The 26,441-nt window shown below is 70.6% G+C and carries 21 protein-coding genes, 1 tRNA gene and 2 pseudogenes; 16 read left to right on the top strand and 8 right to left on the bottom strand.

Going from position 1 to position 26,441, the window contains the following annotated elements; translation table 11 throughout:
- The 5 genes from ACGFZS_RS10410 to ACGFZS_RS10390 all read left to right on the top strand — a co-directional run bounded on the left by ACGFZS_RS10410 (position 1) and on the right by ACGFZS_RS10390 (position 6,949).
- The gene (locus tag ACGFZS_RS10410) at positions 1 to 1,992 is read left to right on the top strand and encodes a copper resistance CopC/CopD family protein (RefSeq protein ID WP_393794743.1); all 1,992 of its coding nucleotides are present in this window, start codon (positions 1 to 3) and stop codon (positions 1,990 to 1,992) included.
- Between the two features lie 8 nt (positions 1,993 to 2,000).
- Positions 2,001 to 3,278, top strand: a complete 1,278-nt coding sequence (efeB, locus tag ACGFZS_RS10405) for an iron uptake transporter deferrochelatase/peroxidase subunit (protein ID WP_393794742.1) — start codon at positions 2,001 to 2,003, stop codon at positions 3,276 to 3,278.
- A gap of 133 nt (positions 3,279 to 3,411) precedes the next feature.
- The gene (gene pheA / locus ACGFZS_RS10400) at positions 3,412 to 4,347 is read left to right on the top strand and encodes a prephenate dehydratase (protein WP_393794741.1); all 936 of its coding nucleotides are present in this window, start codon (positions 3,412 to 3,414) and stop codon (positions 4,345 to 4,347) included.
- A gap of 530 nt (positions 4,348 to 4,877) precedes the next feature.
- Positions 4,878 to 6,155 (top strand): serine--tRNA ligase, encoded by a 1,278-nt coding sequence (gene serS, locus ACGFZS_RS10395; protein ID WP_355724507.1) that lies wholly within the window; start codon positions 4,878 to 4,880, stop codon positions 6,153 to 6,155.
- Complete coding sequence (locus ACGFZS_RS10390) at positions 6,152 to 6,949, top strand: HAD family hydrolase (RefSeq protein ID WP_393794740.1); 798 nt, start codon at positions 6,152 to 6,154, stop codon at positions 6,947 to 6,949. Before serS ends, ACGFZS_RS10390 begins: the two co-directional genes overlap by 4 nt.
- Before the next feature lie 91 nt (positions 6,950 to 7,040).
- Here ACGFZS_RS10390 and ACGFZS_RS10385 read toward each other — a convergent pair.
- Positions 7,041 to 7,128, bottom strand: a tRNA-Ser gene (locus ACGFZS_RS10385).
- A gap of 2 nt (positions 7,129 to 7,130) precedes the next feature.
- Here ACGFZS_RS10385 and ACGFZS_RS10380 point away from each other — a divergent pair.
- Entirely contained in the window at positions 7,131 to 7,280 is a 150-nt protein-coding gene (locus tag ACGFZS_RS10380) for a hypothetical protein (RefSeq protein WP_393544772.1), read from the top strand.
- A 129-nt stretch (positions 7,281 to 7,409) separates the two neighbouring features.
- On the opposite strand, the gene ACGFZS_RS10375 is transcribed toward ACGFZS_RS10380, so the two are convergent.
- The 5 genes from ACGFZS_RS10375 to ACGFZS_RS10355 all read right to left on the bottom strand — a co-directional run bounded on the left by ACGFZS_RS10375 (position 7,410) and on the right by ACGFZS_RS10355 (position 11,191).
- Positions 7,410 to 7,607: a hypothetical protein gene (locus ACGFZS_RS10375; RefSeq protein ID WP_355724499.1), complete on the bottom strand. Its 198-nt coding sequence runs from the start codon at positions 7,605 to 7,607 to the stop codon at positions 7,410 to 7,412.
- A gap of 79 nt (positions 7,608 to 7,686) precedes the next feature.
- Positions 7,687 to 8,406: an ABC transporter permease gene (locus ACGFZS_RS10370; RefSeq protein ID WP_355724496.1), complete on the bottom strand. Its 720-nt coding sequence runs from the start codon at positions 8,404 to 8,406 to the stop codon at positions 7,687 to 7,689.
- 10 nt (positions 8,407 to 8,416) lie between these two features.
- A complete protein-coding gene (locus ACGFZS_RS10365) occupies positions 8,417 to 9,328 on the bottom strand; it encodes an ABC transporter ATP-binding protein (protein ID WP_385677385.1) in 912 nt (303 codons plus the stop codon).
- Complete coding sequence (locus ACGFZS_RS10360; protein WP_355724491.1) at positions 9,325 to 10,233, bottom strand: ABC transporter permease subunit; 909 nt, start codon at positions 10,231 to 10,233, stop codon at positions 9,325 to 9,327. The genes ACGFZS_RS10365 and ACGFZS_RS10360 overlap by 4 nt, the downstream gene beginning before the upstream one ends.
- Positions 10,223 to 11,191 (bottom strand): ABC transporter ATP-binding protein, encoded by a 969-nt coding sequence (locus ACGFZS_RS10355; RefSeq protein WP_365695450.1) that lies wholly within the window; start codon positions 11,189 to 11,191, stop codon positions 10,223 to 10,225. The genes ACGFZS_RS10360 and ACGFZS_RS10355 overlap by 11 nt, the downstream gene beginning before the upstream one ends.
- A 232-nt stretch (positions 11,192 to 11,423) precedes the next feature.
- On the opposite strand from ACGFZS_RS10355, the gene ACGFZS_RS10350 reads away from it, so the two are divergent.
- The 10 genes and pseudogenes from ACGFZS_RS10350 to ACGFZS_RS10305 all read left to right on the top strand — a co-directional run bounded on the left by ACGFZS_RS10350 (position 11,424) and on the right by ACGFZS_RS10305 (position 21,780).
- A complete protein-coding gene (locus tag ACGFZS_RS10350) occupies positions 11,424 to 12,272 on the top strand; it encodes a M24 family metallopeptidase (protein ID WP_393794739.1) in 849 nt (282 codons plus the stop codon).
- Positions 12,269 to 14,032: an SDR family oxidoreductase gene (locus tag ACGFZS_RS10345; protein ID WP_393794738.1), complete on the top strand. Its 1,764-nt coding sequence runs from the start codon at positions 12,269 to 12,271 to the stop codon at positions 14,030 to 14,032. The genes ACGFZS_RS10350 and ACGFZS_RS10345 overlap by 4 nt, the downstream gene beginning before the upstream one ends.
- 147 nt (positions 14,033 to 14,179) lie before the next feature.
- Positions 14,180 to 15,127, top strand: a complete 948-nt coding sequence (locus ACGFZS_RS10340; RefSeq protein ID WP_393794737.1) for a MerR family transcriptional regulator — start codon at positions 14,180 to 14,182, stop codon at positions 15,125 to 15,127.
- 175 nt (positions 15,128 to 15,302) lie between these two features.
- Complete coding sequence (locus ACGFZS_RS10335; protein ID WP_393794879.1) at positions 15,303 to 15,872, top strand: RNA 2'-phosphotransferase; 570 nt, start codon at positions 15,303 to 15,305, stop codon at positions 15,870 to 15,872.
- Positions 15,873 to 15,891: 19 nt separating this feature from the next.
- Entirely contained in the window at positions 15,892 to 16,356 is a 465-nt protein-coding gene (locus ACGFZS_RS10330) for a hypothetical protein (RefSeq protein WP_393794736.1), read from the top strand.
- 42 nt (positions 16,357 to 16,398) lie between these two features.
- Positions 16,399 to 16,644: pseudogene (locus tag ACGFZS_RS10325) on the top strand (LLM class flavin-dependent oxidoreductase); the annotation flags it as partial.
- 117 nt (positions 16,645 to 16,761) lie between these two features.
- Complete coding sequence (locus ACGFZS_RS10320) at positions 16,762 to 18,822, top strand: DUF262 domain-containing protein (protein ID WP_393794735.1); 2,061 nt, start codon at positions 16,762 to 16,764, stop codon at positions 18,820 to 18,822.
- Positions 18,794 to 19,948 (top strand): CBS domain-containing protein, encoded by a 1,155-nt coding sequence (locus ACGFZS_RS10315; RefSeq protein WP_393794734.1) that lies wholly within the window; start codon positions 18,794 to 18,796, stop codon positions 19,946 to 19,948. The genes ACGFZS_RS10320 and ACGFZS_RS10315 overlap by 29 nt, the downstream gene beginning before the upstream one ends.
- A 45-nt stretch (positions 19,949 to 19,993) precedes the next feature.
- Positions 19,994 to 20,821, top strand: a pseudogene (locus tag ACGFZS_RS10310) (LLM class flavin-dependent oxidoreductase); the annotation flags it as partial.
- A 71-nt stretch (positions 20,822 to 20,892) separates the two neighbouring features.
- Positions 20,893 to 21,780, top strand: coding sequence for an HAD-IIB family hydrolase (locus tag ACGFZS_RS10305; RefSeq protein WP_393794733.1), 888 nt, complete (start codon positions 20,893 to 20,895; stop codon positions 21,778 to 21,780).
- A gap of 50 nt (positions 21,781 to 21,830) precedes the next feature.
- Here the strand turns inward: ACGFZS_RS10305 and cydD are convergent, their stop codons facing one another.
- Together cydD and cydB are read right to left on the bottom strand one after the other, a co-directional pair.
- Positions 21,831 to 25,355, bottom strand: a complete 3,525-nt coding sequence (gene cydD, locus ACGFZS_RS10300) for a thiol reductant ABC exporter subunit CydD (protein WP_393794732.1) — start codon at positions 25,353 to 25,355, stop codon at positions 21,831 to 21,833.
- Between the two features lie 79 nt (positions 25,356 to 25,434).
- On the bottom strand, positions 25,435 to 26,439 hold the full coding sequence (gene cydB / locus ACGFZS_RS10295) for a cytochrome d ubiquinol oxidase subunit II (RefSeq protein ID WP_393794731.1): 1,005 nt from the start codon (positions 26,437 to 26,439) through the stop codon (positions 25,435 to 25,437).
- Positions 26,440 to 26,441: the final 2 nt, after the last annotated feature.

The raw sequence follows: 26,441 nt of genomic DNA, 5'->3' as shown, positions 1-26,441 counted from the left end.
TTGAAGCGGACCATCACCCCCCGCCTGCGCACGCTGGTGCTGCTGTTCCTCGCCGTCACCGGCGCGCTGCTGGCCGGCGCCGGGCCGGCCTCCGCGCACGCCGCGCTGACCGGCAGCGACCCCTCCCAGGGGGTGGTGGTCCCGAAGGCGCCCGACCAGGTCTCGCTCACGTTCTCCGAGAACGTGTCGATGAACGACAACTCGCTGCGGGTCCTCGACCCCCAGGGCAAGCGCGTCGACAAGGGCAAGCCCACCAACCTGAGCGGCACCACCTACGGCGTGCAGCTCAAGAGCGGGCTCGGCAAGGGCACCTACACCGTCGCCTACCAGGTCGTCTCGGCCGACAGCCACCCCGTCGCCGGCGCCTACACCTTCTCCGTCGGAGCGCCCTCCAAGACAGTCGCCTCGGTCGGGGACCAGGACGCGGGCGGCGGGGTCGTCGGCTGGCTCTACGGCTTCGGGCGGTACATGTCGTACGCCGGGTACATCGTGCTCGTCGGCGGCGCCGCCTTCGTGCTCGCCTGCTGGCAGCGCGGCTCCGGGGTGCGGGCCATGCAGCGCCTGGTCGTCGGCGGCTGGCTGACGCTCACCGCGGCCACCCTCTGGCTGCTGCTCCTGCGCGGCTCCTACACGACCTCCGGCAGCGTCGGCGACATCTTCGACCTCAACCTGCTCGGCCAGGTCCTGCAGACCAAGCCCGGCGCGGCCCTGGTCTCCCGGCTGCTGCTGCTCGCGGCGGCCGCGCTGTTCATCGCCGTCCTCTTCGGCGCCTACGACAAGCGCGAGGAGGAAGAGGAGAAGCGCGACCTGACCTTCGGCCTCGCCGTCGGCGGGACCGTGGTGGCCGCCGGGCTCGCGGCGAGCTGGGCCATGGCCGAGCACGCCTCCACCGGGCTCCAGCCGGGCATCGCGATGCCGGTCGACGTCCTCCATCTGCTCGCGGTCGCCACCTGGCTGGGCGGCCTCACGGCCCTGCTGGTCGCCCTGTACCGGGCGCCCGCCGACACCCCCGTCGACGCCACCGCCGTACACCGTTTCTCCCGCGTCGCCTTCGGGTCCGTGCTCGCCCTGGTCGCCACCGGCATCTACCAGTCCTGGCGCCAGCTCGGCTCCTGGTCGGCCTTCACCGACACGACCTACGGGCAGCTGCTGCTCGTCAAGATCGCGCTCGTGGCGCTGCTCGTCGGCATCGCGTCCATCTCGCGGCGGTGGACGGGACGGCTCGCGGACCCGGCCGTCACCGAGGAGGAAGAGCAGTCCGCGGAGGTCGAGGAGAAGGAGAAGGTCAAGGCGTCCGCCGCCACCAAGGAGGCCGCCGTCAAGTCCGGGGCGAAGGTCTCCGGCAAGGTCTCCGGCAAGAGCGGGTCGGCCGGTCGGTCCTCCTCCGCCGACGACGACAGCCCCGGGCGCGCCGCCCAACTGGCCCGGCAGCAGGCCGCCGTGGACAGCGCCCGGCAGAAGCGGGTCCGGGACGCCGACCCCACCCGCTTCGGGCTGCGCCGCTCGGTGCTCGCGGAGGCCGGGGTCGCCGTCGTGCTGCTCGCCGTCACGACCGTGCTGACGCAGACCGAGCCCGGCCGTACCGAGCAGGAGGCCAAGGCCGCCACCGCGGCTTCCTCGTCGTCCTCGTCGGCGTCGGACTCCTCCGGGGGCGCGCTGACCCTCGACATGTCCTTCGACACCGGCGGCACGGACGGCAAGGGCGTGGTCCGGGTCGACCTCGACCCCGCGACCGTGGGCAGCAACGAGATGCACGTCTACGTCCAGCGGCCCAACGGGCGCGCCTTCGACATCCCCGAGGTGAAGGTCGCCTTCACCCTCGCCGCCAAGAACCTGGGGCCGCTTCCCGTCGCCCCCGACCACGTCACCACCGGGCACTGGGCCGCCAACGGGGTGCAGATCCCCATGGCCGGCGACTGGAAGGTCTCCGTGACCGTGCGGACCTCCGACATCGACCAGGTGACCGTCTCCAAGAACGCGCAGATCGGCTGAACCGCACCATGGCTGAACCGTCCTCGTCCCTCCGTCCGTCCGCCGGCGAGGAGAGTCCCGCGGCTCCCCCGGCCGGAGGCGTCAGCCGGCGCGCGCTGCTCGGCACCGCCGGGGCCACCGGGCTCGTCCTCGGCGCCGCGGGCGCGGGCGTCGGCTACGCGGCCGCGCCCGCCGGGGCCACCCCGCTCAGTTCGGTGGGCTCCGGCCGGGCGATGTTTCACGGGAAACATCAGCCGGGCATCACCGAGGGCCTCCAGGCGCGCGGCCATCTCGTCGCCTTCGACCTGGCGGCGGGCGCCGGCCGCACGGAGGCCGCCGCGCTGCTGCGCCGCTGGTCGACGACGGCCGGGCGGCTGATGGCGGGCGAGCCGATGACGCAGGACGACACGGAGGTGGCCCGGGACGCGGGTCCCTCGTCGCTGACGATCACCTTCGGCTTCGGCAACAGCTTCTTCGCCCGCACCGGTCTGGAGAAGCAGCGCCCGTCCGCCCTGGACCCGCTGCCCGACTTCTCCTCCGACCACCTCGACCGGACGCGCGGCAACGGCGACCTGTGGGTGCAGATCGGCGCCGACGACGCCCTGGTCGCCTTCCACGCCCTGCGCGCGATCCAGAAGGACGCGGGCAGCGCGGCCAAGGTGCGCTGGCAGATGAACGGCTTCAACCGCACTCCGGGGGCGACCGCCCACCCCATGACGGCCCGCAACCTCATGGGCCAGCTGGACGGCACGCGCAATCCGAAGCCGACGGAATCGGACTTCGACCAGCGGATCTTCGTGCCGTCGTCCGGTGAGCCCGCCTGGATGGCGAACGGCTCCTACGCCGTCGTACGGCGGATCCGCATGCTCCTCGACGACTGGGAGAAGCTGTCGCTCGCCACCCAGGAGAACGTGATCGGGCGGAAGAAGGCGAACGGGGCCCCGCTGTCCGGGGGCACCGAGACGACGGCGATGGACCTGGAGAAGGCCAGGGCCGACGGCGAGTACGTCGTCCCGATCAACGCCCACGCGCGGATCACCCGGCCCGACCAGAACGGGGGCGCGGCCATTCTGCGGCGCCCGTTCTCGTACCACGACGGCATCGACGCCGACGGGACGCCGGACGCGGGGCTGCTCTTCGTCTGCTGGCAGGCGGATCCGCTGCGCGGGTTCGTGCCGCTGCAGCGGAAGCTGGACCGCGGGGACGCGCTGTCGCAGTACATCCGGCACGAGGCGAGTGGACTGTTCGCGGTGCCGGGCGGGGCGGGCGACGGGGAGTATGTGGGACAGCGGCTGCTGGAAGGCTGATCAAGCGTGATCTGCGGTTACCACAGTGGTTTCTGATCACTATTGGTGCGATTCCGCATTTCAAACCACCCGGTCGAGTGGTTCCGGCGAGACAAGTGAGCCGGGCTCCCCTGCGCCCATTAGGGTGAGGGACATGCCAGCGAGCTATGCGTATCTCGGTCCCGAAGGCACCTTCACCGAAGTCGCCCTGCGCACGCTTCCGGAGGCCGCCACCCGGGAGCTGATCCCCTACGTCTCGGTGCAGTCCGCGCTGGACGCGGTGCGCGGCGGCGAGGCCGAGGCCGCGTTCGTGCCGATCGAGAACTCCGTCGAGGGCGGGGTCACCACGACCCTCGACGAACTGGTCGCGGGCGAGCCGCTGATGATCTACCGCGAGGTGCTGCTGTCGATCACCTTCGCGCTGCTGGTCCGCCCGGGCACCAAGCTCTCCGAGATCAAGACGGTGACCGCCCATCCGGTCGCCCAGCCGCAGGTCCGCAACTGGCTGCGGGCCAACCTCCCGGAGGCGCTCTGGGAGTCCGCCGCCTCGAACGCGGACGGCGCCCGCCTGGTCCAGGAGGGCCGCTACGACGCCGCGTTCGCCGGTGAGTTCGCGGCCGAGCGCTACGGCCTTGAAGCCCTGGAGACCGGGATCCACGACGCGGAGAACGCGCAGACCCGGTTCGTCCTGGTGGGCCGCCCGGCCCGGCCGGCGGCCCCGACCGGCGCCGACAAGACCTCGGTCGTGCTCTGGCAGAACGACGACCACCCCGGCGGGCTGCGCGACCTGCTCGGCGAGTTCGCCACCCGGGGCATCAACCTGATGCTGCTGCAGTCCCGGCCGACCGGCGCCGGCATCGGCAACTACTGCTTCTGCATCGACGCCGAGGGCCATATCTCCGACCGGCGGGTGGCGGAGGCCCTGATGGGGCTGAAGCGGATCTGCCGCCAGGTGCGGTTCCTGGGCTCGTACCCGCGAGCGGACATGAAGCCGGGCGAGACCGTCGGGCCGCTGCGCCCGGGGACCTCGGACGAGGAGTTCGTGACCGCCTCGGACTGGGTGGCGCGCTGCCAGGACGGCCGTTTCTAACCGGCCATACGTTCATATCTTCGTTATCCACAGGAGTTATCCACAGGTGCCCTTCTCGACCTGGGGACAAGTCGACAGCGAAGCATGAGTCTGTCGACAAATCGGCCTACGGCCCCCCGATGGGGTCGTGATCACTCGCATCACCCTTCGTCCACTCGTTTCCCATGGTTCATCTTTTGGAGCGACGCCTTTCCACTCGAAAGTGGGTGTTGCCCCGGTTTGAACCGGGAATTCCTCTCTTCACAGGACGCTCGTGGAGTGATCAATTCTGAAGTCCACACCTCATCCACACACCCTGTGGATAACTCTCGCGAGGGTGGGGATCCCTGTGGACAACCGCGCCCCCAAGTCCCGCCCTCCACAAGGGAATCGAGTCAACCACCGGCCGCCCGCCTGCCCCGTCCCGGGGAGTGAGACACTTTTTATTGACACGCTCGGCAATTCCCCCATAACGGAACGTAAGCCGCGATTCGGAACACATACGAATAGTGATTCGTGAGCGGCCACCCCACCCCGGTAGCCTTGGCCCCGTGATTGACCTTCGCCTGCTCCGTGAGGACCCCGACCGTGTGCGCGCCTCCCAGCGCGCCCGTGGAGAGGACGTCGCGCTCGTCGACGCCCTGCTCTCCGCCGACGAGCGGCGCAGGTCCTCCGGCGTCCGCTTCGACGAGCTGCGCAACGAGCAGAAGTCGCTCGGCAAGCTCATCCCCAAGGCCTCCGGCGACGAGAAGGCCGAGCTGCTGAGGAAGACGGGCCAGCTCGCCGCCGACGTCAAGGCCGCCGACGCCGAGCAGCACGAGGCCGACGAGGAGACCAAGCGCCTCGCGCTGCAGCTCGGCAACCTCGTGCACCCCGACGTCCCGGTCGGCGGCGAGGAGGACTTCGTCGTCCTGGAGACGCACGGCACCATCCGCGACTTCGGCGCCGAGGGCTTCGAGCCCAAGGACCACCTGGAGCTCGGCGAGGCGCTGGGCGCCATCGACGTCGAGCGCGGCGCCAAGGTGTCCGGCTCGCGCTTCTACTACCTGACGGGCGTCGGCGCGCTGCTGGAGCTGGCGCTGGTCAACGCGGCGATCGCGCAGGCCACCGAGGCCGGGTTCACCCCGATGCTGACCCCCGCGCTGGTCCGCCCGCGCGCCATGGAGGGCACCGGCTTCCTCGGCCAGGCCGCGGAGAACGTGTACCACCTGGAGAAGGACGACTACTACCTGGTCGGCACCTCCGAGGTCCCGCTCGCCGCGTACCACATGGACGAGATCATCGACGCCGACCAGCTGCCGCGCCGGTACGCGGGCTTCTCGCCCTGCTTCCGCCGCGAGGCGGGCACGTACGGCAAGGACACCCGCGGCATCTTCCGGGTGCACCAGTTCGACAAGGTCGAGATGTTCTCCTACGTCGCTCCGGAGGACGCGGAGAACGAGCACAAGCGGCTCCTGGACTGGGAGAAGCAGTGGCTGACCGGCCTCGAGCTGCCCTTCCAGGTCATCGACGTGGCCTCGGGCGACCTCGGCGCGTCGGCGTCCCGCAAGTACGACTGCGAGGCGTGGATCCCGACCCAGGGCAAGTACCGCGAGCTGACGTCGGCCTCCAACTGCGACAGCTTCCAGGCCCGCCGGCTGTCCGTGCGGATGCGCGACGGCAAGAAGGTGCAGCCGCTCGCGACCCTCAACGGCACGCTCTGCGCCGTACCGCGCACGATCGTGGCGATCCTGGAGAACCACCAGCTGGCCGACGGCTCGGTGCGCGTACCCGAGGTGCTGCGCCCGTACCTGGGCGGCCGGGAGGTCCTGGAGCCGGTGTCCCGGTGAGCTTCCCCTACGGGCTCATCGCCACCGACCTCGACGGGACGCTGCTGCGCTCCGACGAGTCGATCTCCCCGCGCACCCGTGAAGCGCTCGCCGCGGCCACCGCGGCGGGCGCCGCGCACATCGTCGTCACCGGCCGCGCGGTCCCCTGGACCCGGCACATCCTCGACGACCTCGGCTACGACGGCCTCGCCGTGTGCGGCCAGGGCGCGCAGGTGTACGACGCCGGGTCGCACCGTCTGCTGACGTCCGTGACGCTGGACCGCCAGCTGGCCGGCGTCGCCCTCGCGAAGATCGAGGCGGAGGTCGGCCCGCTGTACCTCGCGGCGAGCCGCGACGGCCTCGACGGCGACGTGCTGGTGGGGCCGGGGTACGCGGTGACGGGGCATCTCCCGTCGACCCCCTTCACGGACGTCGCCGACCTCTGGGCGGCGCCGCTGAACAAGATCTACATACAGCATCCGGAGCTGTCCGACGACGAGCTGGCGGAAGCGGCCCGGCAGGCTGCCGGGGGCTTCGTCACGGTGGCCATGGCGGGCGAGGGCATCGTGGAGCTGCTTCCGCTCGGGCTGTCGAAGGCGACGGGGCTGTCGCTGGCCGCGCGCCGGCTGGGGCTGAGGTCCGCCGACACGATCGCCTTCGGCGACATGCCGAACGACGTGCCCATGTTCGCCTGGGCTTCGTACGGGGTGGCCATGGCCAATGCTCATGAAGAGCTTCGCGCGGTGGCCGACGAGGTGACGTCTTCGAACGAGGAGGACGGGATCGCGGTGGTCGTGGAGCGTCTGCTGGGCTGAGGTGGTGGGGTAGCTGCGGGCCGTCTGTGGCTGGTCGCGCAGTTCCCCGCGCCCCTTGGGTGGGGACACTCACGCACGTTTACAAGTTCTGCGGAGGATGCACGGATCGAACGTGCGCGGGCTTTTCAGGCCCGACCATGGCTTAGCAAGCCAGTGCCTTACCACTCGGCCAATCCTCCGGGTGGGCGGCCCACGCGAGAGCGACCATCGCGTGCTCGAAGCGGCCGCCCCGGGCAGCTACACGGCGATCCGCCGAGGGCTGCCCTGGTGGGAGCGGGACGTACTGTCGTGCATGGACATCGTCCGGCTCCTCTCCCAGATGGTGGGGTGACACAACAACTGTGCCTTCGGGCCGAGTTGGACGCCAGTGATTATTTGAGAGGCGCCCACTGCACGCGCCCCGTCAGGGGCGCGAGGAACTGCGCGACCGGCCCCCACCGGCGCGCAGCCGAAGAACCACCTACCGGCGCCACCAACGCCGCCGCCCCTTGCTGAAGAACCACCCGGCGGGCGGCTCGTCCGACCGCCACGGCTGGGGTTCCGGCGCCTCCGCGCGCCAGCGCGCGGCCAGCATCCGCGCCCGCGCGGACGGCTCCGAGGTCTCGGCCGACCGTATGAAGTCCTCGTTCAGAACGATGCCGTCCCAGTCCTCTGCCATCCCCGTTCCTCTCCACAGAACGTCCCCTTTGCCCAGTGTGCCCGGACAGAGGTGAAGCCCCCGTCAATAAGGCGGGCGTCTACTCCTCGCCCGCCAGCGTCAGCGAGCGCAGCTTCTGGCCCGCGTACCAGGTCGCCAGGACGGTGACCGCGATCAGCAGCACCGTGGCCGTCGTCAACGACACGTCGGACGTGACCAGTTCGCCGCCGGTCACCTTGTGGGCGACCGCCAGGGCCCACTGCTGAACGCTCAGCGTGCGCGCGCCGGACACCAGGGAGCCGAACAGGGCCTCCCAGACGAGGGCGTAGACGAGCCCGAAGACCACCGCGTGCCGCGACACCGTGCCAAGGAGCAGGAAGAGCGCGGCGTAGGCGATGGAGGCGACGAGGGCCGCGACCGTGTAGGCGACGGCGATCTGCTGGCCGTTGCCGTTGAGGACGAAGCCCGCGATGAGCATGGGCAGGGCCGAGAACACCATCGTCACGGCGATCGCCACGATCAGTTTGGTGAAGATGATCGTCGGCCGTTTGATCGGCTTGGACAGCAGGTACACCACCGAGCCGTCGTCGATCTCCGGGCCGATCGCGCCGGTGCCGGCGATGACGCCGATGATCGGCACCATCGTGGCGAGCCCGAGGCCGCCGAGCAGGTCCGCGGCGGTCTGGTCGTCGGCACCGGCGAGGCCGCGGACGACGACGGAGATCGCGATGAGCAGCAGGGGCAGGGCGCCCAGGATGAGGGCCCGGCGACGGCCGAGCAGGGCCCGGTAGGTGAGGCGGGCGACTGTGGGGTCGTACATCTTCGGCCTCCTACGCCGCGACCAGGTAAGAGAACACGGATTCGAGGGACTCGTCGGACGGCGAGACCGTGAGCAGCCGGATGCCGTGGTCGCGGGCGACCTTGGGCAGCAGGGCGGTGAAGCGGCCGAAGTCGATGGCCTGGATGCGCAACGCGCCCTCGGTGACGTCCACTTCGATGCCCGAGGTGGAGGGGTCGGCGATCAGGGCGGCCGCGAGCGCGCGGTCGTCGCTGGAGCGGACCAGGTAGCGGTGCGGGCGGTCGGTCATCAGGCGGCGGATCTTGCGGAAGTCGCCGCTGGCCGCGTGCCGTCCGGCGACCACGACCTCGATGTGCCAGGCGAGTTGCTCGACCTCTTCGAGGATGTGGGAGGAGAAGAGGACCGTGCGGCCCTCGTCGCCCATCCTGCGCAGCAGGTCCATCAGCTGCATGCGCTGGCGGGGGTCCATGCCGTTGAAGGGCTCGTCGAGGAGGAGCAGCGAGGGGTCGTGGACCAGGGCGGACGCCATCTTCACGCGCTGGCGCATGCCCTTGGAGTACGTCTGGATCTTGCGGTCCTGGGCGTACTCCATCTCGACCGTGGCGAGCGCCTTCTGGGCCGCCTTGGCGCCGAGGCCGTGCAGTTCGGCGTTGGCGACGACGAATTCGCGGCCGGTGAGGAAGTCGTACATCGCCTCGCGCTCGGGGACGATGCCGATGTGCTTGTAGATGGCCTCGTTGCGCCAGGTCGGCTGGCCGTCGAGGGTGACCGTGCCGGTGGAGGGGGCGAGGAAGCCGCCCATCATGTTGATGAGGGTGGACTTTCCGGCGCCGTTGGGGCCGAGCAGGCCCGTGACCCCGGGGCCGATGGTCATGGTGATGTCGTTGACGGCGACCACGTTGCCGAACCAGCGGGAGACGTGGTCGATGGAGAGCGTGGTCACAGTCCCACCTTCTTGTAGCGGCGCAGCAGAAGGCCGTAGCTCGCGGCGATGAGGCCGAGGACGACGAGCAGGTACACCGCGCCCTGGGCGTGGGAGGGTCCGTCGCCGCCGGGGAAGGTGTTGGTGCCGCCGAGCAGGGCGGAGCTCAGGCCGCCGATCAGGGTGACCGGCGAGAACAGGCCGATCCACGGGATGGCGCCGGTGCTGCCCTGGGAGTCGGCGATGGCCTGGAGGGTGGAGACCGCGCCGTAGGAGATGGTCAGGACGGCGATCACGGCGGCGATGCCGAAGCCGCGGCGCGGCGTGATCGCCGCGATGACCAGGCCGATGCCGGCGAAGAGGAGGGACAGCAGGGCCACCGAGAGCAGTCCCTGGCCGAACCCCTTGGTCTGGTGGGCGAAGTCCATCTTGGAGAGCAGGGCGCCCACGTAGAGCACGACCAGCGGGGCGCCGGTGAGGATGAACATCGCGGAGCCCAGGGCGGCGAACTTGGCCCGGACGTAGTCGGCGGTCTCGATGGGCCGCGAGAAGTACAGCGGGATGGTCTTGAAGCGCAGGTCGCGGGAGACGGCCTGGGGTGCCTGCGAGGCGACGTACAGGCTGATGACCGCCTGCATGATGATCGCGTACCGCGTGTAGGACACCGGCAGGTCGTGCGCCTTGGTGGCGACGGCGACGGCGACCATGATGGCCGCGGGCACGCACATCACCGCGAACAGCAGCATCGGCAGCACCTTGGACTTCACCGAGCGGCCGAGGCCGTAGGAGCCGCGCAGGGTCTGCGAGTAGAGGGACAGGCGGGCGTAGGCGCGGCCCAGGCGCGGGCCGTCGTAGCCGCGGTAGCCGATGTCGTGGATCCGGGACTGGTCACCCGCGGGGGTGGCCAGGGGCTGCTCAACCGCCATGGACGGCCGCCTCCTTCCGCTGCTCGTCGTCGCTGCTGGTGAACACCTCGGAGATGTGGTGCCGGCGCTGCTCCATGCGCACCAGGCCAAGGCCGAGGTCGGCGACCACGTCACGGATCAGGTCGTACGTCTCCTCGCCCTGGGCGGTGAGCAGCAGGATGTGGCCGGCGCCGGGGAGGCCGCCGCCCTCGTTGTCCGTCTCCACCCCGCGCGCGTGCAGCGCGTCGCGCACCGCGCGGGTGCCGTCGGGGTGCGCGTCGCTGTCGGTGACCTCGATCGCGAGGGTGGTGGTGCTCTGCGTGAAGTCCGTGGTGGAGCTGGAGCGCAGCAGCTTGCCGCCGTCGACGACGACCACGTGGTCGCAGGTGCGTTCCAGCTCACCGAGCAGGTGCGAGGTGACCAGGACCGAGATGCCGAAGTCCGTGTGGATGCGGCGGATCAGGCCGAGCATCTCGTCGCGGCCGACCGGGTCGAGGCCGTTGGTCGGCTCGTCGAGGAAGACCAGCTGCGGGTCGTGCACCAGGGCCTGGGCGAGCTTCACGCGCTGCTTCATGCCGGTCGAGTAGCCGCCGATGGGGCGGTACCGCTCCTCGTAGAGCCCGACATGGCGCAGGGTGTCGGCGGTGCGCTCGCGCGCGGCGGCGGGCGGCAGGCCGGACATCCGGGCCATGTGCACGACGAACTCGGTGGCCGAGACGTCGGGCGGCAGGCAGTCGTGCTCCGGCATGTAGCCCACGCGCTCGCGGATGGCGGCGCCCTTGGTCGCGACGTCGAGGCCGAGCACCTCGGCTCGGCCCTCGGTCGCGGGGGACAGACCCAGCAGGATCTTGATCAGGGTGGACTTGCCGGCGCCGTTGGCTCCGACGAGTCCGGTCACACCGGGTCCGATGTCCACGGACAGCCGGTCGAGCGCGGTCACCCGGGGGAACCGCTTGCTCAGGCTTTCGGTCGCGATCACAGTCACATCGTCGAAGGTAGTGACCTGGACCACGGCCGGTCGTCAGACCCGAGAGCCGTCTTCGCATCACTCTCGAGTATTACGGAGCCCTAGGGGATCCCCTGCTTGAGAGCTACGCAGAGTTATCCACAGGCCCTGTCCCTCCTATTGACGTCGCCTCTAACAACTGTCACATTCACCAGTGTCAAGTTACGGGCACGTACCGCAGTCGACGGGGACGGGGACGGGGCGGATGACGACGGCAGTGGCATCGAAGGAAGAACGCGCCACGGAGCTCCAGGGTTTCCGGCGGGTGCAGCGGCTCGCGTACGAGTGCGCCGAGGCGGTCGCGGCCCGGCTGGAGCCGGGGATCACCGAGCGCGAGGCGGCCCGGATGCAGCGCGCGTGGCTGCGCGAGCGGGGCGTGCGGGACTGGTTCCACCTCCCCTTCGCCTGGTTCGGCGACCGCACGGCGTTCGTGAACTTCCGCATACCGCTGCAGTTCTTCCCCACCGACCGCCGGCTCGAGCCCGGGATGCCCTTCATCCTGGACCTGGCCCCGGTGTACGAGGGCTACACGGCCGACATCGGCTACTCGGGCTCCCTCGGGGCCAACCCCGTGCAGGACCGGCTGATGGCCGACCTGGAGGCGCACCGGGAGCTGCTCCTGCACGAGGTGCGCGAGCGGCGGCCGCTGCGCGAGATCTACCAGGACGTGGACCGCCTGATGGTCCGCCAGGGCTACGCCAACCGGCACCGCGCGTACCCGTTCGGCGTGATCGCCCACAAGGTGGACCGGGTGCGACAGCGGCGCTGGTCACCGCATCTCTTCGGGTTCGGCACCCAGTCCCTCAAGGGCCTCGCCGCCGACGCGCTGCACGGCCACCGCGAGGGCTGGTCGCCCTTGTGGTCGCCGTACCGCTTCTCCGACCACCCGCCCCGGCCGGGCCTGTGGGCGGTCGAACCGCACCTCGGATTCCGGGGTACGGGCGCCAAGTTCGAGGAGATCCTGGTGGTCACCGACTCCCGGGACCCCGAGCAGAACGCCTTCTGGCTGGACGACGATCTGCCGCACGTGCGGCGCTGGGCGGAGGACAAGTGACGGCACTGGAAGGCGCGCGCGAGCGCCGGGTACACACGGGCGGCGTCGACCTGTGCGTGGCGGAACTGGGCGACCCGTCGGACCCGACGGTCGTCCTCGTCCACGGCTACCCGGACAGCAAGGAGGTCTGGTCCGAGGTCGCGGCCCGCCTGGCCGGCCGCTTCCACGTCGTCCTGTACGACGTCCGGGGCCACGGCCGCTCGACGGCCCCGCGGCCACTGCGCGGCGGCTTCACACTGGCCAAGCTGACCGACGACTTCCTGGCGGTCGTGGACACGGTCAGCCCGGACCGCCCGGTACACCTCGTCGGCCACGACTGGGGCTCGGTGCAGTCCTGGGAGTTCGCCACGGTGGGCCGCACGGAGGGCCGGATCGCCTCCTTCACCTCGATGTCCGGGCCGTCCCTCGACCACTTCGGGCACTGGATCAACGCGCGCGTGAAGCGCCCGACACCCCGCCGGGTGGGCCAGCTCCTCGGCCAGGGCGCCAAGTCCTGGTACGTGTACCTGCTGCACACCCCCGCCCTGCCCGAGCTGGCCTGGCGCGGCCCGCTCGGCAAGCAGTGGCCGAAGATCCTCCAGCGGGTCGAGCGGCTCCCCGCCTCCGGGGACTACCCCACCGCCTCCCTGCCCTCGGACGCGGCGCACGGCGCCTGGCTGTACCGCGACAACGTACGGTCCCGGCTGCGCCGCCCGCGCGAGGACGCGTACGCGCACGCGCCCGTGCAGCTCATCACGCCCCTCGGCGACGCGTTCCTCTCCGAGCGGCTCTACGACGACCTGGAGCGCTGGGCGCCGCAGCTGACCCGGCGCACCCTGCCCGACAAGCACTGGATCCCGCGCACCCGGCCGGACCAGGTGGCGGCCTGGATCGAGGAGTTCGTGACGTCGGTGGAGGACGGGCGGGGCGCGGAGCCCAGGCGTGCCGACCGCCACGCCCAGCGGTTCGGCGGGCAGCTGGTCCTGGTCACCGGCGCGGGCAGCGGCATCGGCCGGGCGACGGCGTTCGCCTTCGCCGAGGCGGGCGCGCGGGTGGTGGCCGTGGACCGGGACGCGGAGGCCGCCGCCCGCACCGCCGAGCTGTCCCGGCTGGTCGGCGCGGCGGACGCCTGGGCGGAGACGGCCGACGTCTCCGACGAGCAGGCGATGGAGAAGCTCGCGGAGAAGGTCCACCGCGAGTACGGCGTCCTGGACGTACTGGTCAACAACGCGGGCATCGGCCTGTCGGGGTCCTTCTTCGCGACGACCACGGACGACTGGCGCAAGGTCCTGGACGTCAACCTCATGGGCGTGGTCCACGGCTGCCGGCTCTTCGGGGCCCGGATGGCCGAGCGCGGCCAGGGCGGCCACATCGTGAACGTCGCGTCGGCGGCGGCCTACCAGCCCTCCCGCGCCCTGCCCGCCTACAGCACCTCCAAGGCGGCGGTGCTGATGCTCTCCGAGTGCCTGCGTGCCGAACTGGCGCCCCGGCGCGTCGGGGTGACCGCGATCTGTCCCGGCATCGTCAACACCAACATCACGTCGACGGCGCGGTTCGCCGGGGTCGACGAGGCGGAGGAACGGCGTCGGCAGCAGCGCTCCGCGCGGTTGTACGGGATGCGGAACTACCCGCCGGAGAAGGTGGCTTCGGCGATCCTGGAGGCGGTGCAGAAGAACAGGGCCGTGGTGCCGGTGACCCCGGAGGCGCGGGGGGCCCGGGTGCTGTCGCGGGTGGCGCCGGGGGTGTTGCGGCGGATCGCGCGGGTGGAGCCGAAGCTGTGACGGTGGTGGCGTAGGCGGGGACCGTTGTCCGTCTGCGAGTGAGTGGGGGCTGGTCGCGCAGTTCCCCGCGCCCCTGAAGGGGCGTTGCCCAGCCGCTTCTCGTCAGCCGCGGGCGACCCCGTACCGCCTCCACTCAAGGAACCCCACATGACCGACCCCCCGGCCACCCCCTCCTACCGCATCGAGGACCTGGCTCACCGCAGCCGGACCAGCGTGCGGACCATCCGTGCCTACCAGGACAAGGGGCTGCTCCCCCGCCCGGAGCGCCGAGGGCGGGCCAATGTCTACTCCGACGCGCATCTCACCCGCCTGCACCAGATCGCCGATCTCCTGGCCCGCGGCTACACCCTGGCGTCCATCAAGGAGCTGCTCGACGCCTGGGACACCGGGCGGGGCCTGGCGGGCGTCCTCGGTCTGGTGACCGAGGCGGAGGGGCCCTGGACGGACGAGGAACCGGTCCGGCTCTCCCGCGCCGAGCTGGACGCCCGCTTCGGGGGCACCCCCGACGACCTGGCCGTAGGCGAGGCGGTGGAGCTCGGCATCCTGGAGCCGGCGGACGGCGACCCCGACTCGTTCCTCGTCCCGAGCCCGCAAGAGCTCGCCGTGGCGGCCGAGTTGCACGCGGCCGGGGTGCCTCTCCTCGCGATCTCCGAGCACCTGCGGGAGTTGAGGGTCCAGGTGGAGCACATCGCCGCCCGTTTCCTGGAGTTCACCACCGAGCACGTCTTCGCCCGCTACCTCGACGACCCGGACCACCGCACCGACGCGAAAGCGGCCGAGGCGGCCTCCCTGGTACGACGCCTGCGCCCCCTCGCGCAGCAGACGGTGGACGCCGAACTCGCCCGCGCCATGCGTCTGTTCGCGACCCGTGAGGTGCGGCGACAGCTGGGTGCGGGGCAGCGGCCCGCCGGCCGGGAGGAGTCGCGTACCGTGTCTCTTCCCGCCGACACGATTCAGGCCGTACGGCGTCTTGTTGGTCCCGACCGCACCGCCGAGTTCATCGCGCTGGCCGCCGAACGCGAGGTACGGGCCCGGCACTTGGACGAGCTGACCGCACATCACCACCCTGTTAACGATCTTGACGAAACACCCTGAATCGCCCAGCGGTTGTCCACAGTGCCGCCAATTCCCCTGTGGATAACTGCACTTGGTTGTGGATCAAACCTCCGGCGAAAAATAACTGCGTGATCCCCGTCTCTCCCGGCACGCTGGTGAGGTGAACGACAAGAAGCACCCCAGACGGAACGACAGGCGAGATGACAAGCCGAACATCGGACAGAACGACAAGGCGTGGGACGAGCGGCGCACCGTGAAGGTGTCGAAGTACCTCTCGAAGCACCTGCGCCACCAGCCCGAGCGCATCGGCCTCGCGCTCGACGAAGCCGGCTGGGTGGAGATCGACACCCTGCTCGCGGCGGTGGCCGCACACGGCTTCCCGGTCACCCGCGAGGAACTCGACCACGTCGTCGCCAGCAACGACAAGCAGCGGTTCGCGATCGACGGCACCCGGATCCGCGCCAGCCAGGGCCACAGCATCGACGTCGAACTCGGACTGCCCCCGGCGACCCCGCCGCCGTACCTCCACCACGGGACCGTCGCACGGAACCTGGACGCGATCCGGGCCGAGGGCCTGCGGCCCATGAACCGGCACGACGTCCATCTGTCGGCGGACCGCGAGACCGCGACCCGGGTCGGCGCCCGGCGCGGCCGTCCGGTCGTGCTGTCGGTCGACGCGGGCGCGATGCACCGGGACGGCCATGTCTTCCACATCAGCGCGAACGGGGTCTGGCTGACCAGGGCCGTACCGCCGGAGTACCTGCGCTTCCCCGACGCGCACTGACCCCGGCATCATGACTGGTATGGACCATTCGGAGTACGCCGGGCACCTCCCCACGACCGAGGCGGCCGTCACCGCTCTCCACGCGGTCGCCGCCGAGTACGGCCGCGCGATCGAGGTGACGCACGACATCGGCGCCGACCGGACCTCGCGCCGTAGCGCGGCGGGCCTCGGCGTCACCGCCGACCCGGACGGTTCGCTGCCGCACGAGGCGTACGCCGAGTTCGGCGGGGTGCCCCGGGTGCGGGTGCGGCTCTACCCGGAGGACGACGCGCTGATCACCGTCGAGGGCGTCGAGTTCCACGACATCCCGCGCGACGACGTGCCCGCGTTCCTCCGGTCGGTCCTCGGCGGCCTGGCCCACGTCCGCGCCCGCCGCTTCCCGCCCACGGCCTCGCTGGTCGTGCCGCTGCCCGGGGACCGCACGTACAAGGAGCATCTCTCCGCGAACCTGCTCACGCCGTGGCTGAGCGGCCGCATACGGTGACCGTTTCGTCCGCTGTCGACGGGTCCGCTTAGTCTCGGACGCATGAGTCTGCGTCTGAGCACCGTGATCCTGCCCCACCGCCGCTGGAGCGAGGGCGGCCGTACCGACTGGACGCGGGCCGAGGAACTGGGCTTCCACACCGCCTACACCTACGACCACCTGTCCTGGCGCACCTTCCGGGACGGCCCGTGGTTCGGTGCGATCCCGACGCTGACCGCCGCCGCGACCGTCACCGACCGGCTGCGCCTGGGCACGCTCGTCACCTCAGTCAAGGCTGTTTCACCTATCGCATCCTGACCTGCGAAGATTCCCTTCGGCCGGCGAACGCATTGGCCCGCTCAGATGCCGATGAGCCGAACGCGGTCCCCGCACAACCGTGCTATGTCGTCGAGGCCGGACGTCACCATGGCCACTGAACCCGGCTGGCGCAGCGCCAACCAAGCCTCTGTACTGACGCTGACGATGCGTCAATCACGCGGGATTCCAGAGCCGTCGGCGAATCCGGAAGACAGCCCCTTGGAGGGCCACCTATCAGGCATCATCGAAGGGGACCTGTCCGTCGGCAGTACGCGCAAGCCGGTGCTCGTGCGCGACGGTACGAGTGCGAGCCGGGGAGTACACGTGGTGGCGCTGGATGGCCCGAGCCTGGGCCGAATGCTGGACGATGTCGCGGTCGGAAAGATCCAGTTGCCGGACTTCCAACGTCAATGGAAGTGGGACGACGACCGCATCCGCGCTCTGCTGGCCACGGTGACGCTCGACTATCCGCTGGGCGTGGCGATGACACTGGACACGGGCGGCGAGGCGCAGTTCAAAGCACGGCCACTGCATGGAACCGGGGTACAGCCCGACACCGTTCCCGAACAGCTTCTGCTGGACGGACAGCAACGGCTGACCTCGCTGTTCCAGGCGCTACGGTCGGACCGGCCAGTGGAGACGAGTGACGCACGGAACAAGCCCGTCCAACGCTGGTACTACATCGACATCTCGCTGGCGGTGGACGAGAAGTCCGACCGGGACGAGGCGATCCGGTCCGTCCCCGCGGATCGCATCCTGCGCGGCTCCTTCGGGCGGATCATCCAGGACTTGACCACCAGGGACGCCGAATGCGCAGCCGGCTACTTCCCGCTGAACCTGATCTTCGACGCAGACGGTACCGGCAGGTGGCAGCGCACCTACGTCAGCGCTTCCGAGGACCGCTGGGACACCTGGTCGGCGTTCCAGGCCAAGGTCATCGACACGGTCAAGGGTTTCAAGGTGCCGTTGATCCGCTTGCCCAGGGAGACCCAGAAGGATGCGGTCTGCTCGGTTTTCGAGCGGGTCAATACGGGTGGCGTGATTCTCAACGTATTCGAACTGCTCACCGCGACCTATGCCGGAGACGACCAGTACACCCGTGAACACGGTCGGGACTTCAGCCTCAGCGAGGAGTGGAAGACGACCAAGCAGGTGCTCAGCAGCGCGTACCCGGTTTTCGGCTCCATCGACGCCGACAGCCGCCACGAGACCGGGCTGACCAGTCTGGATTTTCTCCAAACCATCGCTCTCGTGCAGACCTGGCAGCGCAAGCAGCGGTTCATGGCGGACAATTCCGGCACCGCCAGTCCGCCCGCGGTCAGCTGTAAGCGCCGTGATCTGCTGCGCCTTCCCTTGGCCGACTACAACGCGTTCGCTCCCGAGGTCACCCGAGCCTTTGCCTGGGTCGGCAAGTTCCTCGGCTCGCAGCATGTCTTCAGGGAAAGGGATCTGCCGTACGGCTCGCAGCTGGTACCACTGGCAGCCATCGCCGCACTTCTCGGCAGAGAAGCGCTCCAGGAGTCCACGATCAAGGACGGGTTGTCCCGCTGGTATTGGTGCGGAGTGCTCGGTGAATTGTACGGAGGTGTGACCGACACCCGCTTCGTCCGCGACGTGGAACAGGTCATCGCCTGGCTCAGGGATGGAGGCCCCGAGCCGGACACCATCACCGAGGCTTCCTTCCAGGAGCAGCGCTTGCACCGGCTGGCCTCACGCAACAGCGCCGCCTACAAGGGCATCCATGCGCTGCTGATGAAAGAGGGCGCAGTGGACTGGCTCTCCCCCGACGAGGCAATTAGCGCACAGAACCTGACCGGCTGGTCTGTCGACATCAGACAGGTCTTCCCCAAGGCATGGTTCGACCGCAATGAGGCTGACAGCTCTCGAATGACCAGCATCGTCAACAAAACCGCACTTTCCTATCAGTCCTACCAGGCAATCGGAGGCAACTCCCCCTCCGTCTACCTCGCCGCGTTGGAGAAGGCGACCGGACTCAGCGGTGACTGGCTCGACGACGTGGTCGGAACGCACCTCATCAACCCGCAAACCCTCCGCGACGACGACTTCGAGGCGTTCTACCGGGACCGAGCCGAGCGTCTGCTGGGCCTTGTAGAGAGAGCCATGGGCAAAGTGACGGTCCGTGAGGAAGCCGATGTCAGCCTTGGGTGAATTCGATGTCGCGGACCTGGCGGGTGGCACGCTGAGCCGACGCCAACTGCTGGCCCGATGGAATATTCGCTTCCGGAACCATGCGGCGGTATCGCGTATCGCGCTCGACCTGAGCAACGCCGGGCTGACCACAACGCCCGATTTCGCTGTAGGCCCGATCGACGGCGAGATCCGTGTGGTGCCGCTGCCTGGCACTGACGCTGGTCCTTCACGGCGGCACACCACCAGTGACACCGACGCGGGCACAGACCGAGCCGTCAGCCCTGACACCCCAAGGGCGGTTGCCGAGAGCCCGCTCCAGGCAACGAGCGTGGACGCCCCACCGGAGCCCGACGAGTCACCGGACGAGACACCTGGGGAGGATCCCGTTGGCCTGCTGCCTCAGACGGCTCTACGGGTCGGCGCGCTTTCCTCGGCCGTGAGCGGAGCCGTCTCGATCGCGCCCGACGACATGCTGCCCAAGGCCATGAGCATCATGGCCGAACGGGGCTTCTCCCAGTTGCCCGTCCTCGACAGCCTGGGCTCGCTCCAAGGCGTCGTGACCTGGGCCTCCATCGCCCATATGCACGCCACCGGCCGGCAACCCACCGTCCGGAACGCCCTCACCAGCGACTATCACGTGGCTGAAGCGACCGCCTATCTCCTACCGGTACTGCCATACATCCAGACATACGGCTTCGTCTTGGTTCGCAATGCCGCGGGATCGGTGACGGGCATCGTCACCTCAGCAGACCTCGCCGACCAATTCGTGGCCGTTGCGGGCCCCTTCTTCGTACTCGGCGAGATCGAACGGCGGCTCCGTCGCTGTCTCAGCCGGGCATTCGGCGAGGAGGACGTTCGACAGGTACACAGGGACCGACGCCGGAGGAACGTCGACCAGTTGATGTTCGGCGAGTACATCCGGCTGCTCGACGACGAAGAGCGCTGGAAGAAGCTCAACTGGCCCGGGGTGGACCGTAGTCACTTCGTCGGTCTGCTCCGGCGCGTGAAGGACGTCCGAAACGGGGTCATGCACTTCAACACCGGTTATCCGGACGCCGCCGCCACTTCCCTGCTCGACCGGTTCGTAGGCATTCTCCGCAGTTACGACCCGGACTCGTCCGTCGGTGACATCGGGGCTGGCTGAGGTATGCCCCCCCCCTGGAACGAAGGTCTGACGATCTGACACGGGGCTGAATCGCTCGGCTTCCGGACGGCGTACACCTACGATCACCCGCCCTGGCGGTGCTTCCGCGACACAGCTTGGTTCGGCGCGGTACCGACTCTGACAGTAGCCTCCATGACTACGGAGAGTATCCGCGTCGACGCCCTGGTGACCTCGCCGAACTTCCGGCATCCGGTGACGCTCGCCAAGGAGCTGATCTCCCTCGACGACATCTCCGGCGGCCGGGTGACGCTGGGCATCGGCGCCGGCGGCACCGGCTTCGACGCCACCGCGCTGGGCCAGGAGCCGTGGACCGCGCGCGAGCGCGCCGACCGGTTCGCCGAGTTCGTGCCGCTGCTCGACCGGCTGCTCACCGAGGACTCCGTGACCCACGAGGGCACGTTCTACTCGGCCCACGAGGCGCGCGACATCCCCGGCTGCGTGCAGCGGCCCCGGCTGCCCTTCGCGGTCGCGGCCACCGGCCCGCGCGGGCTGAAGCTGGCCGCCCGGCACGGCCAGGCGTGGGTGACCACCGGCGACCCGAAGCTCTACGAGAACGGCACGCCCGAGCAGTCGGTCGAGGCGCTCCGCGGCCAGCTGGGCCGGCTCGGCGAGGCCTGCGCGGCGATCGGCCGGGACGCCTCGGAGCCGGAGAAGGTCCTGCTCACCGGTTTCACCCCGGACCGGGCCCGGCCGCTGGACTCCCTGGACGCCTTCGTGGACTTCGCCGGCCGCCACCAGGAGCTGGGCTTCACCGAGCTGGTGATCCACTGGCCCATCCCCGACTCGGACTTCGCGGCCGAGCAGAAGGTCTTCGAGCAGATCGCCATGGAGGCCCCGGCCCAGCTGGGCTGAGGCGCCCTTCAGGACACTTCGGAGTCGTCTGTGTCTCATCTGTGCACTGTGCCGCACTGGCGTGCGGGCATATGCGCGAGAATGGCCCGGTGACCTCAGCGACCCGACAGCCCGAGACCCCTGCCTTCGCGACCCCGCCCCGGCTGATCGCCACCGATCTCGACGGCACCCTGCTGCGCGACGACAAGTCGGTCTCCCCGCGGACGGTGGCCGCGCTGGCCGCCGCCGAGGAGGCGGGTGTCGAGGTCTTCTTCGTCACCGGCCGCCCGGCCCGCTGGATGGACGTGGTCAGCGACCATGTGCACGGCCACGGCCTGGCGATCTGCGGCAACGGCGCCGCCGTGGTCGACCTGCACGGCGGCCGCGGCGCCCACCGCTTCGTGAAGGTGCGCGAGCTGGCCACCGAGAACGCGCTGGACGCCGTATGGCTGCTGCGCGAGGCCGCGCCCGGCACGGTGTACGCGATCGAGCAGACGTACGGCTTCCACCAGGAGCCGGCCTATCCCAAGATGCACATGGAGATACCGGACCATCTGCTGCCCGCCGAGGAGATCCTCGCGGCCGGCGGGCCGAGCGGCGGCGAGCCCGTGCTCAAGATCCTCGCCTACCACCCCGAGCTCGACCCCGACGCCTTCCTCACCCTCGCCCGGCTCGCCATCGGCGACCGCGCCACCGTCACCCGCTCCAGCCCGAGCGCCCTGCTGGAGATCAGCGGCCCGGGTGTCTCCAAGGCCAGCACGCTCGCCCTGGAGTGCGCCGAGCGCGGCATCTCGCCCGAGGAGGTCGTGGCCTTCGGCGACATGCCCAACGACGTCGAGATGCTGACCTGGGCCGGCCGTTCGTACGCGATGGGCAACGCCCACCCCGCCGTCATCGCCGCCGCCTCCGGCCGCACGGTCGCCAACAACGAGGACGGGGTGGCGGTCGTGATCGAGCAGCTGCTGTCCGCCCGCGGCTGACGCCACCGGAACAGCCGACGGGTCCTGACCGACCAAGGGGTCCAAGTCGGCTACGGGGTCGCCGTACCCACCAGTGACTCCGCCGCCGCCTCCCGTTGCGCCATCGCGCGCAGCGGCCCCGCCTCTGCGGCCAGCTCCGCGTACGGGCCGCGCTGCACCACCCGGCCCGCGTCGAGCACCAGCACCTCGTCCACGGCCTCCAGGCCCGCCAGCCGGTGCGTGACGAGCACGGTCGTACGGCCCTCGGTGGCGGCCAGCAGGTCCGCGGTGAGCGCGTCCGCCGTGGGCAGGTCCAGATGCTCGGCGGGCTCGTCCAGGACGAGCACCGGGAAGTCCGCGAGCAGCGCGCGGGCGAGCGCCAGCCGCTGCCGCTGCCCACCGGACAGCCGGGCCCCGTGCTCGCCCACGAGGGTGTCCAGTCCGTCGGGCAGCCCGTCCACCCAGTCGAGCAGCCGGGCCCGGCCCAGCACGTCCCGCAGGTCCTCCTCGGTGGCGTCCTTCCGGGCGAGCAGCAGGTTCTCGCGCACGGAGCTGTCGAAGAGGTGCGCGTCCTGGGCGCACAGCCCGACGAGCCGCCGTACGTCGTCGCCGTCCATGCCGTAGGCGTCCACGCCGGCGAGGGTGTAGGAGCCCGCGTCCGGGTCGAGGAACCGCAGCAGGATCTGGGCGAGGGTCGTCTTGCCGGAGCCGGAGGGACCGACCACGGCGATCCTGCGGCCCTCGGGGAGGGTGAGGTCGACCCCGGTGAGCGCGTCCCGCCGCCGGCCCTCGTAGCGGGCGGACAGGCCCTTCAGCACGAGGGGGAACGGCGTGGCGGGCGCCTGGCGCGGCCGCTCCGGCTCCCGTACCGGCTCCGGCGCGTCCAGCACCTCGTAGAGGCGCTCGGCGCTCTTGCGCACCCGCTGCCGGTGCCGCACGGCGAGCGGCAGCCCCAGCACCGCCTCGAAGGCGGCCAGCGGGGTGAGGACGACGACCGCCATCGTCACCCCGTCGAGCCGGCCGTCGGCGACACCCCGGGCGCCCAGCAGCGCGGTCGCGGCGACGGTCAGGCCCGTCAGGAGTGCGGTCAGGCCGTCGCCGAGCGCGGTGGCCGTGGCACCCCGCGAGGCGATCCGGGTGAGCGTGCCGTCGGCCTGCCGGGCCTCGGCCCTGCGGGCGGGCAGCGCACCGGCGACCGTCAGTTCGGCGGTGCCGGTGAGCAGGTCGGTCACCCGGGTCGCGAGCAGCCCGCGGGCGGGCGCCAGCCGCTGCTCGGCGCGACGGGCCACGGCGGAGGTGACCAGCGGAACCCCGACACCGGCCGCCAGCAGTCCCACCGCGAGGGCGGCCCCGGCCTCGGGCAGCAGCCAGGCCGTGAACCCCACGGCCCCGGCGGACACGGCCACCGCGACCCCGGCGGGCAGCAGCCACCGCAACCAGTAGTCCTGCAGGGTGTCCACGTCGGCGACCAGCCGGCTGAGCAGGTCGCCCCGCCGGGTGGCCCGCAGCCCGGCGGGCGCCAGCCGTTCGAGGCGCCGGTACACCGCCACCCGCGTGTCCGCGAGCATCCGCAGCACGGCGTCGTGCGACACCAGCCGCTCGCTGTACCGGAACACGGCCCGGCCGATCCCGAACGCCCGCGTGGCCGTCACGGCGACCATCAGATACAGCACCGGCGGCTGCTGCGAGGCCCGCGAGATCAGCCACCCGGAGGTCGCCATCAACCCCACGGCACTGCCCAGCGCCAGAGCCCCGAGCAGCAGCGCGAGCAGCAGCCGCCCCCGCCGGGCACCCGACGCGGCACGTACCCGCGCGAGCACGCTCCTCGAACGGCCGCCTGCCGACTCCAGGAGCCCGCTTTCCAACTGCCCGAGTGGCTCCGCCTCGCCTTCCGACGAACCGAGTCGGGTGGTGGGTTGTCGAAGATCCTGGGGGTCCAGAGGGCGGAGCCCCCTGGTGGCCTCGCCGCCGGAGAGCCGCACCACCCGGTCCGCCACCGACAGCAAGGCCGGCCGGTGCACGACCAGCACCACGGTCCGCCCCTCGGCGAGCCGTCGTACCGCCGCCACGACCTCCGCCTCGGTCGCCCCGTCCAACGCGGCTGTCGGCTCGTCCAGCAGCAGCACCGGCCGGTCCGCGAGGAACGCCCGGGCGAGCGCCAGCCGCTGCCGCTGCCCGGCCGAGAGTCCGGCGCCGTCCTCGCCGAGAACCGTCTCCGCCCCCTCGGGCAGCGCGTCCACGAACTCCAGCGCCCCCGCGTCCCGCAGCGCCCGCCGTACCGCGTCCTCGTCCGCGTCGGGACGCGCGAGCCGTACGTTCTCGGCGATCGTCCCGGCGTACAGGTGCGGTCGCTGCGGCACCCAGGCGATCCGCGACCGCCAGGTCTCCAGGTCCACCTCGCCGAGGTCGGCTCCCCCGATCCGTACCCGCCCCTCCGCGGGCCGTACGAACCCCAGCAGCACGTGCAGCAGCGTCGACTTGCCCACCCCGCTGGGGCCGACCAGGGCGACGGTCTCACCGGGTTCGACGGTGAACGAGACGTCGGTGACCGCGTCGGCCGACCGGCCCGGGTAGCGGACCGTCACCCCGTCGAATGCCAGGGCGGCGTCCGCGGGCACCTCGCCCGCGCCGGACACCGGCACCGGTGTCTCCAGCACCGCGAAGATCTCCTCGGCCGCCGCGAGCCCCTCCGCGGCCGCGTGGAACTGGGCGCCCACCTGGCGCAGCGGCAGATACGCCTCGGGCGCCAGCACCAGGATGACCAGCCCGATGTACAGGTCCATGTCGCCGTGGACGAGCCGCATGCCGATGGTCACGGCGACCAGCGCCACCGACAGCGTGGCCAGCAGTTCCAGCGCGAAGGAGGAGAGGAAGGCGATCCGCAGGGTCCGCATCGTCGCCTGCCGGTACTCGCCGGTGATCCGGCGGATGGACTCGGCCTGCGCCTTGGCCCGGCCGAACACCTTCAGCGTGGGCAGCCCGGCGACCACGTCCAGGAAGTGGCCGGACAGCCGGGACAGCAACCGCCACTGACGGTCCGTCCGGGACTGGGTGGCCCAGCCGATCAGCACCATGAAGAGCGGGATGAGCGGCAGGGTCCCGACGATGATCGCCGCGGAGACCCAGTCCTCCGTGACGATCCGCGCCAGCACCGCGACCGGCACGACCACCGCGAGCCCCAACTGCGGCAGATAGCGGGAGAAGTAGTCGTCGAGGGCGTCGACACCGCGCGTGGCGAGGGTGACCAGCGACCCGGTCCGCTGTCCGCTCAGCCAGCCGGGACCGAGCGCCACCGCCCGGTCCAGGAGCCGCCCCCGCAGCTCGGACTTGACCGCCGCGCTCGCCCGGTGCGCGGCGAGCTCCGTCAGCCAGGAGACCAGCGCCCGGCCGACGGCGACGGCCACCAACAGCAGCAGGGGAGTGCGGAGTTCGGAGGCCGAATGGTCGTGCTGGAAGGCGCCCACCACCACTTCGGCGATGAGCATGGCCTGGGCGATGACCAGCCCGGCGCCGACGGCACCGAGACCGACGACGGCCACCAGGAAGAGGCGGGTGGCGCGGGCGTACCGCAGCAGACGGGGATCGATTGGTTTCACGTGAAACATGCCCTTCGGCCCAGGGAGGGTGTTTCACGTGAAACAGTGCGGATCATCGTGAATCACCCTCCCGCCGGACTCAGTGCGCGGCTTCGGCGATGTGCTGCGTGCCGATCCGCTTGCGGAACACCCAGTACGTCCACCCCTGGTAGAGCAGGACCAGCGGCGTGGCGATCGCCGCGAGCCAGGTCATGATCTTCAGGGTGTACGGGCTCGACGAGGCGTTGGTGACCGTGAGGCTCCAGTCCGCGTTGAGCGAGGACGGCATGACGTTCGGGAAGAGCGACAGGAAGAGCATCGCCACGGCGGCCACGATGGTCACTCCGGACAGGGCGAACGCCCAGCCCTCGCGCCCTCGCAGGTTCGCCCCGAGTGCGGCGACCAGCGCCACGACGGCCACCACCAGGGCGACCAGACTCTCGCCGTCACCACTGTCGGCCTGGGTCCACAGCAGGAAGGCCAGCGCGAGTACGGCGGCGAGCAGACCGACCTTGGTCGCCAGCTTCCGCGCCCGTACCCGGATGTCGCCGACCGTCTTGAGTGCGGTGAACACCGTGCCGTGGAAGGTGAACAGGGTCAGCGTCACCAGTCCGCCGAGCAGGGCGTACGGGTTGAGCAGGTTCCAGACGGTGCCGACGTACTCGAAGTTCCGGTCGATCTTCACGCCGTGCACGATGTTCCCGAAGGCCACACCCCACAGGAACGCCGGGATCAGCGAGGTCCAGAAGATCGCGGTCTCCCAGTTGCGCTGCCAGTTCTCCTCGGGCCGCTTCGCCCGGTACTCGAAGGCGACGCCCCGGACGATCAGGCAGACCAGGATGACCAGCAGGGGCAGATAGAAGCCGGAGAAGAGGGTGGCGTACCACTCGGGGAAGGCGGCGAAGGTGGCGCCGCCCGCGGTGAGCAGCCACACCTCGTTGCCGTCCCAGACAGGGCCGATCGTGTTGATCAGCACCCGCTTCTCCAGCCGGTCACGGGCCAGCAGCTTGGTGAGGATGCCGACCCCGAAGTCGAAGCCCTCCAGGAAGAAGTAGCCGGTCCACAGGACGGCGATCAGCACGAACCAGACGTCGTGAAGTTCCATGA

It is taken from the genome of Streptomyces sp. NPDC048288 (genome assembly GCF_043201555.1).
Taxonomy (GTDB): domain Bacteria; phylum Actinomycetota; class Actinomycetes; order Streptomycetales; family Streptomycetaceae; genus Streptomyces.
Note: the sequence above shows the minus strand (reverse complement) of the source record. Positions and strands in the feature narration are given on the sequence as shown.

Bases quoted from the DNA above. Each gene is read 5' to 3' on its own strand.
- cydB (WP_393794731.1), bottom strand. From the start codon at position 26,439: ATGGAACTTCACGACGTCTGGTTCGTGCTGATCGCCGTCCTGTGGACC.
- ACGFZS_RS10350 (WP_393794739.1), top strand. From the start codon at position 11,424: ATGACGACGGCAGTGGCATCGAAGGAAGAACGCGCCACGGAGCTCCAG.
- ACGFZS_RS10360 (WP_355724491.1), bottom strand. From the start codon at position 10,233: ATGGCGGTTGAGCAGCCCCTGGCCACCCCCGCGGGTGACCAGTCCCGG.
- ACGFZS_RS10375 (WP_355724499.1), bottom strand. From the start codon at position 7,607: ATGGCAGAGGACTGGGACGGCATCGTTCTGAACGAGGACTTCATACGG.
- ACGFZS_RS10305 (WP_393794733.1), top strand. From the start codon at position 20,893: ATGCGCGAGAATGGCCCGGTGACCTCAGCGACCCGACAGCCCGAGACC.
- efeB (WP_393794742.1), top strand. From the start codon at position 2,001: ATGGCTGAACCGTCCTCGTCCCTCCGTCCGTCCGCCGGCGAGGAGAGT.
- ACGFZS_RS10370 (WP_355724496.1), bottom strand. From the start codon at position 8,406: ATGTACGACCCCACAGTCGCCCGCCTCACCTACCGGGCCCTGCTCGGC.
- ACGFZS_RS10320 (WP_393794735.1), top strand. From the start codon at position 16,762: ATGGCCACTGAACCCGGCTGGCGCAGCGCCAACCAAGCCTCTGTACTG.
- ACGFZS_RS10340 (WP_393794737.1), top strand. From the start codon at position 14,180: ATGACCGACCCCCCGGCCACCCCCTCCTACCGCATCGAGGACCTGGCT.
- ACGFZS_RS10330 (WP_393794736.1), top strand. From the start codon at position 15,892: ATGGACCATTCGGAGTACGCCGGGCACCTCCCCACGACCGAGGCGGCC.
- pheA (WP_393794741.1), top strand. From the start codon at position 3,412: ATGCCAGCGAGCTATGCGTATCTCGGTCCCGAAGGCACCTTCACCGAA.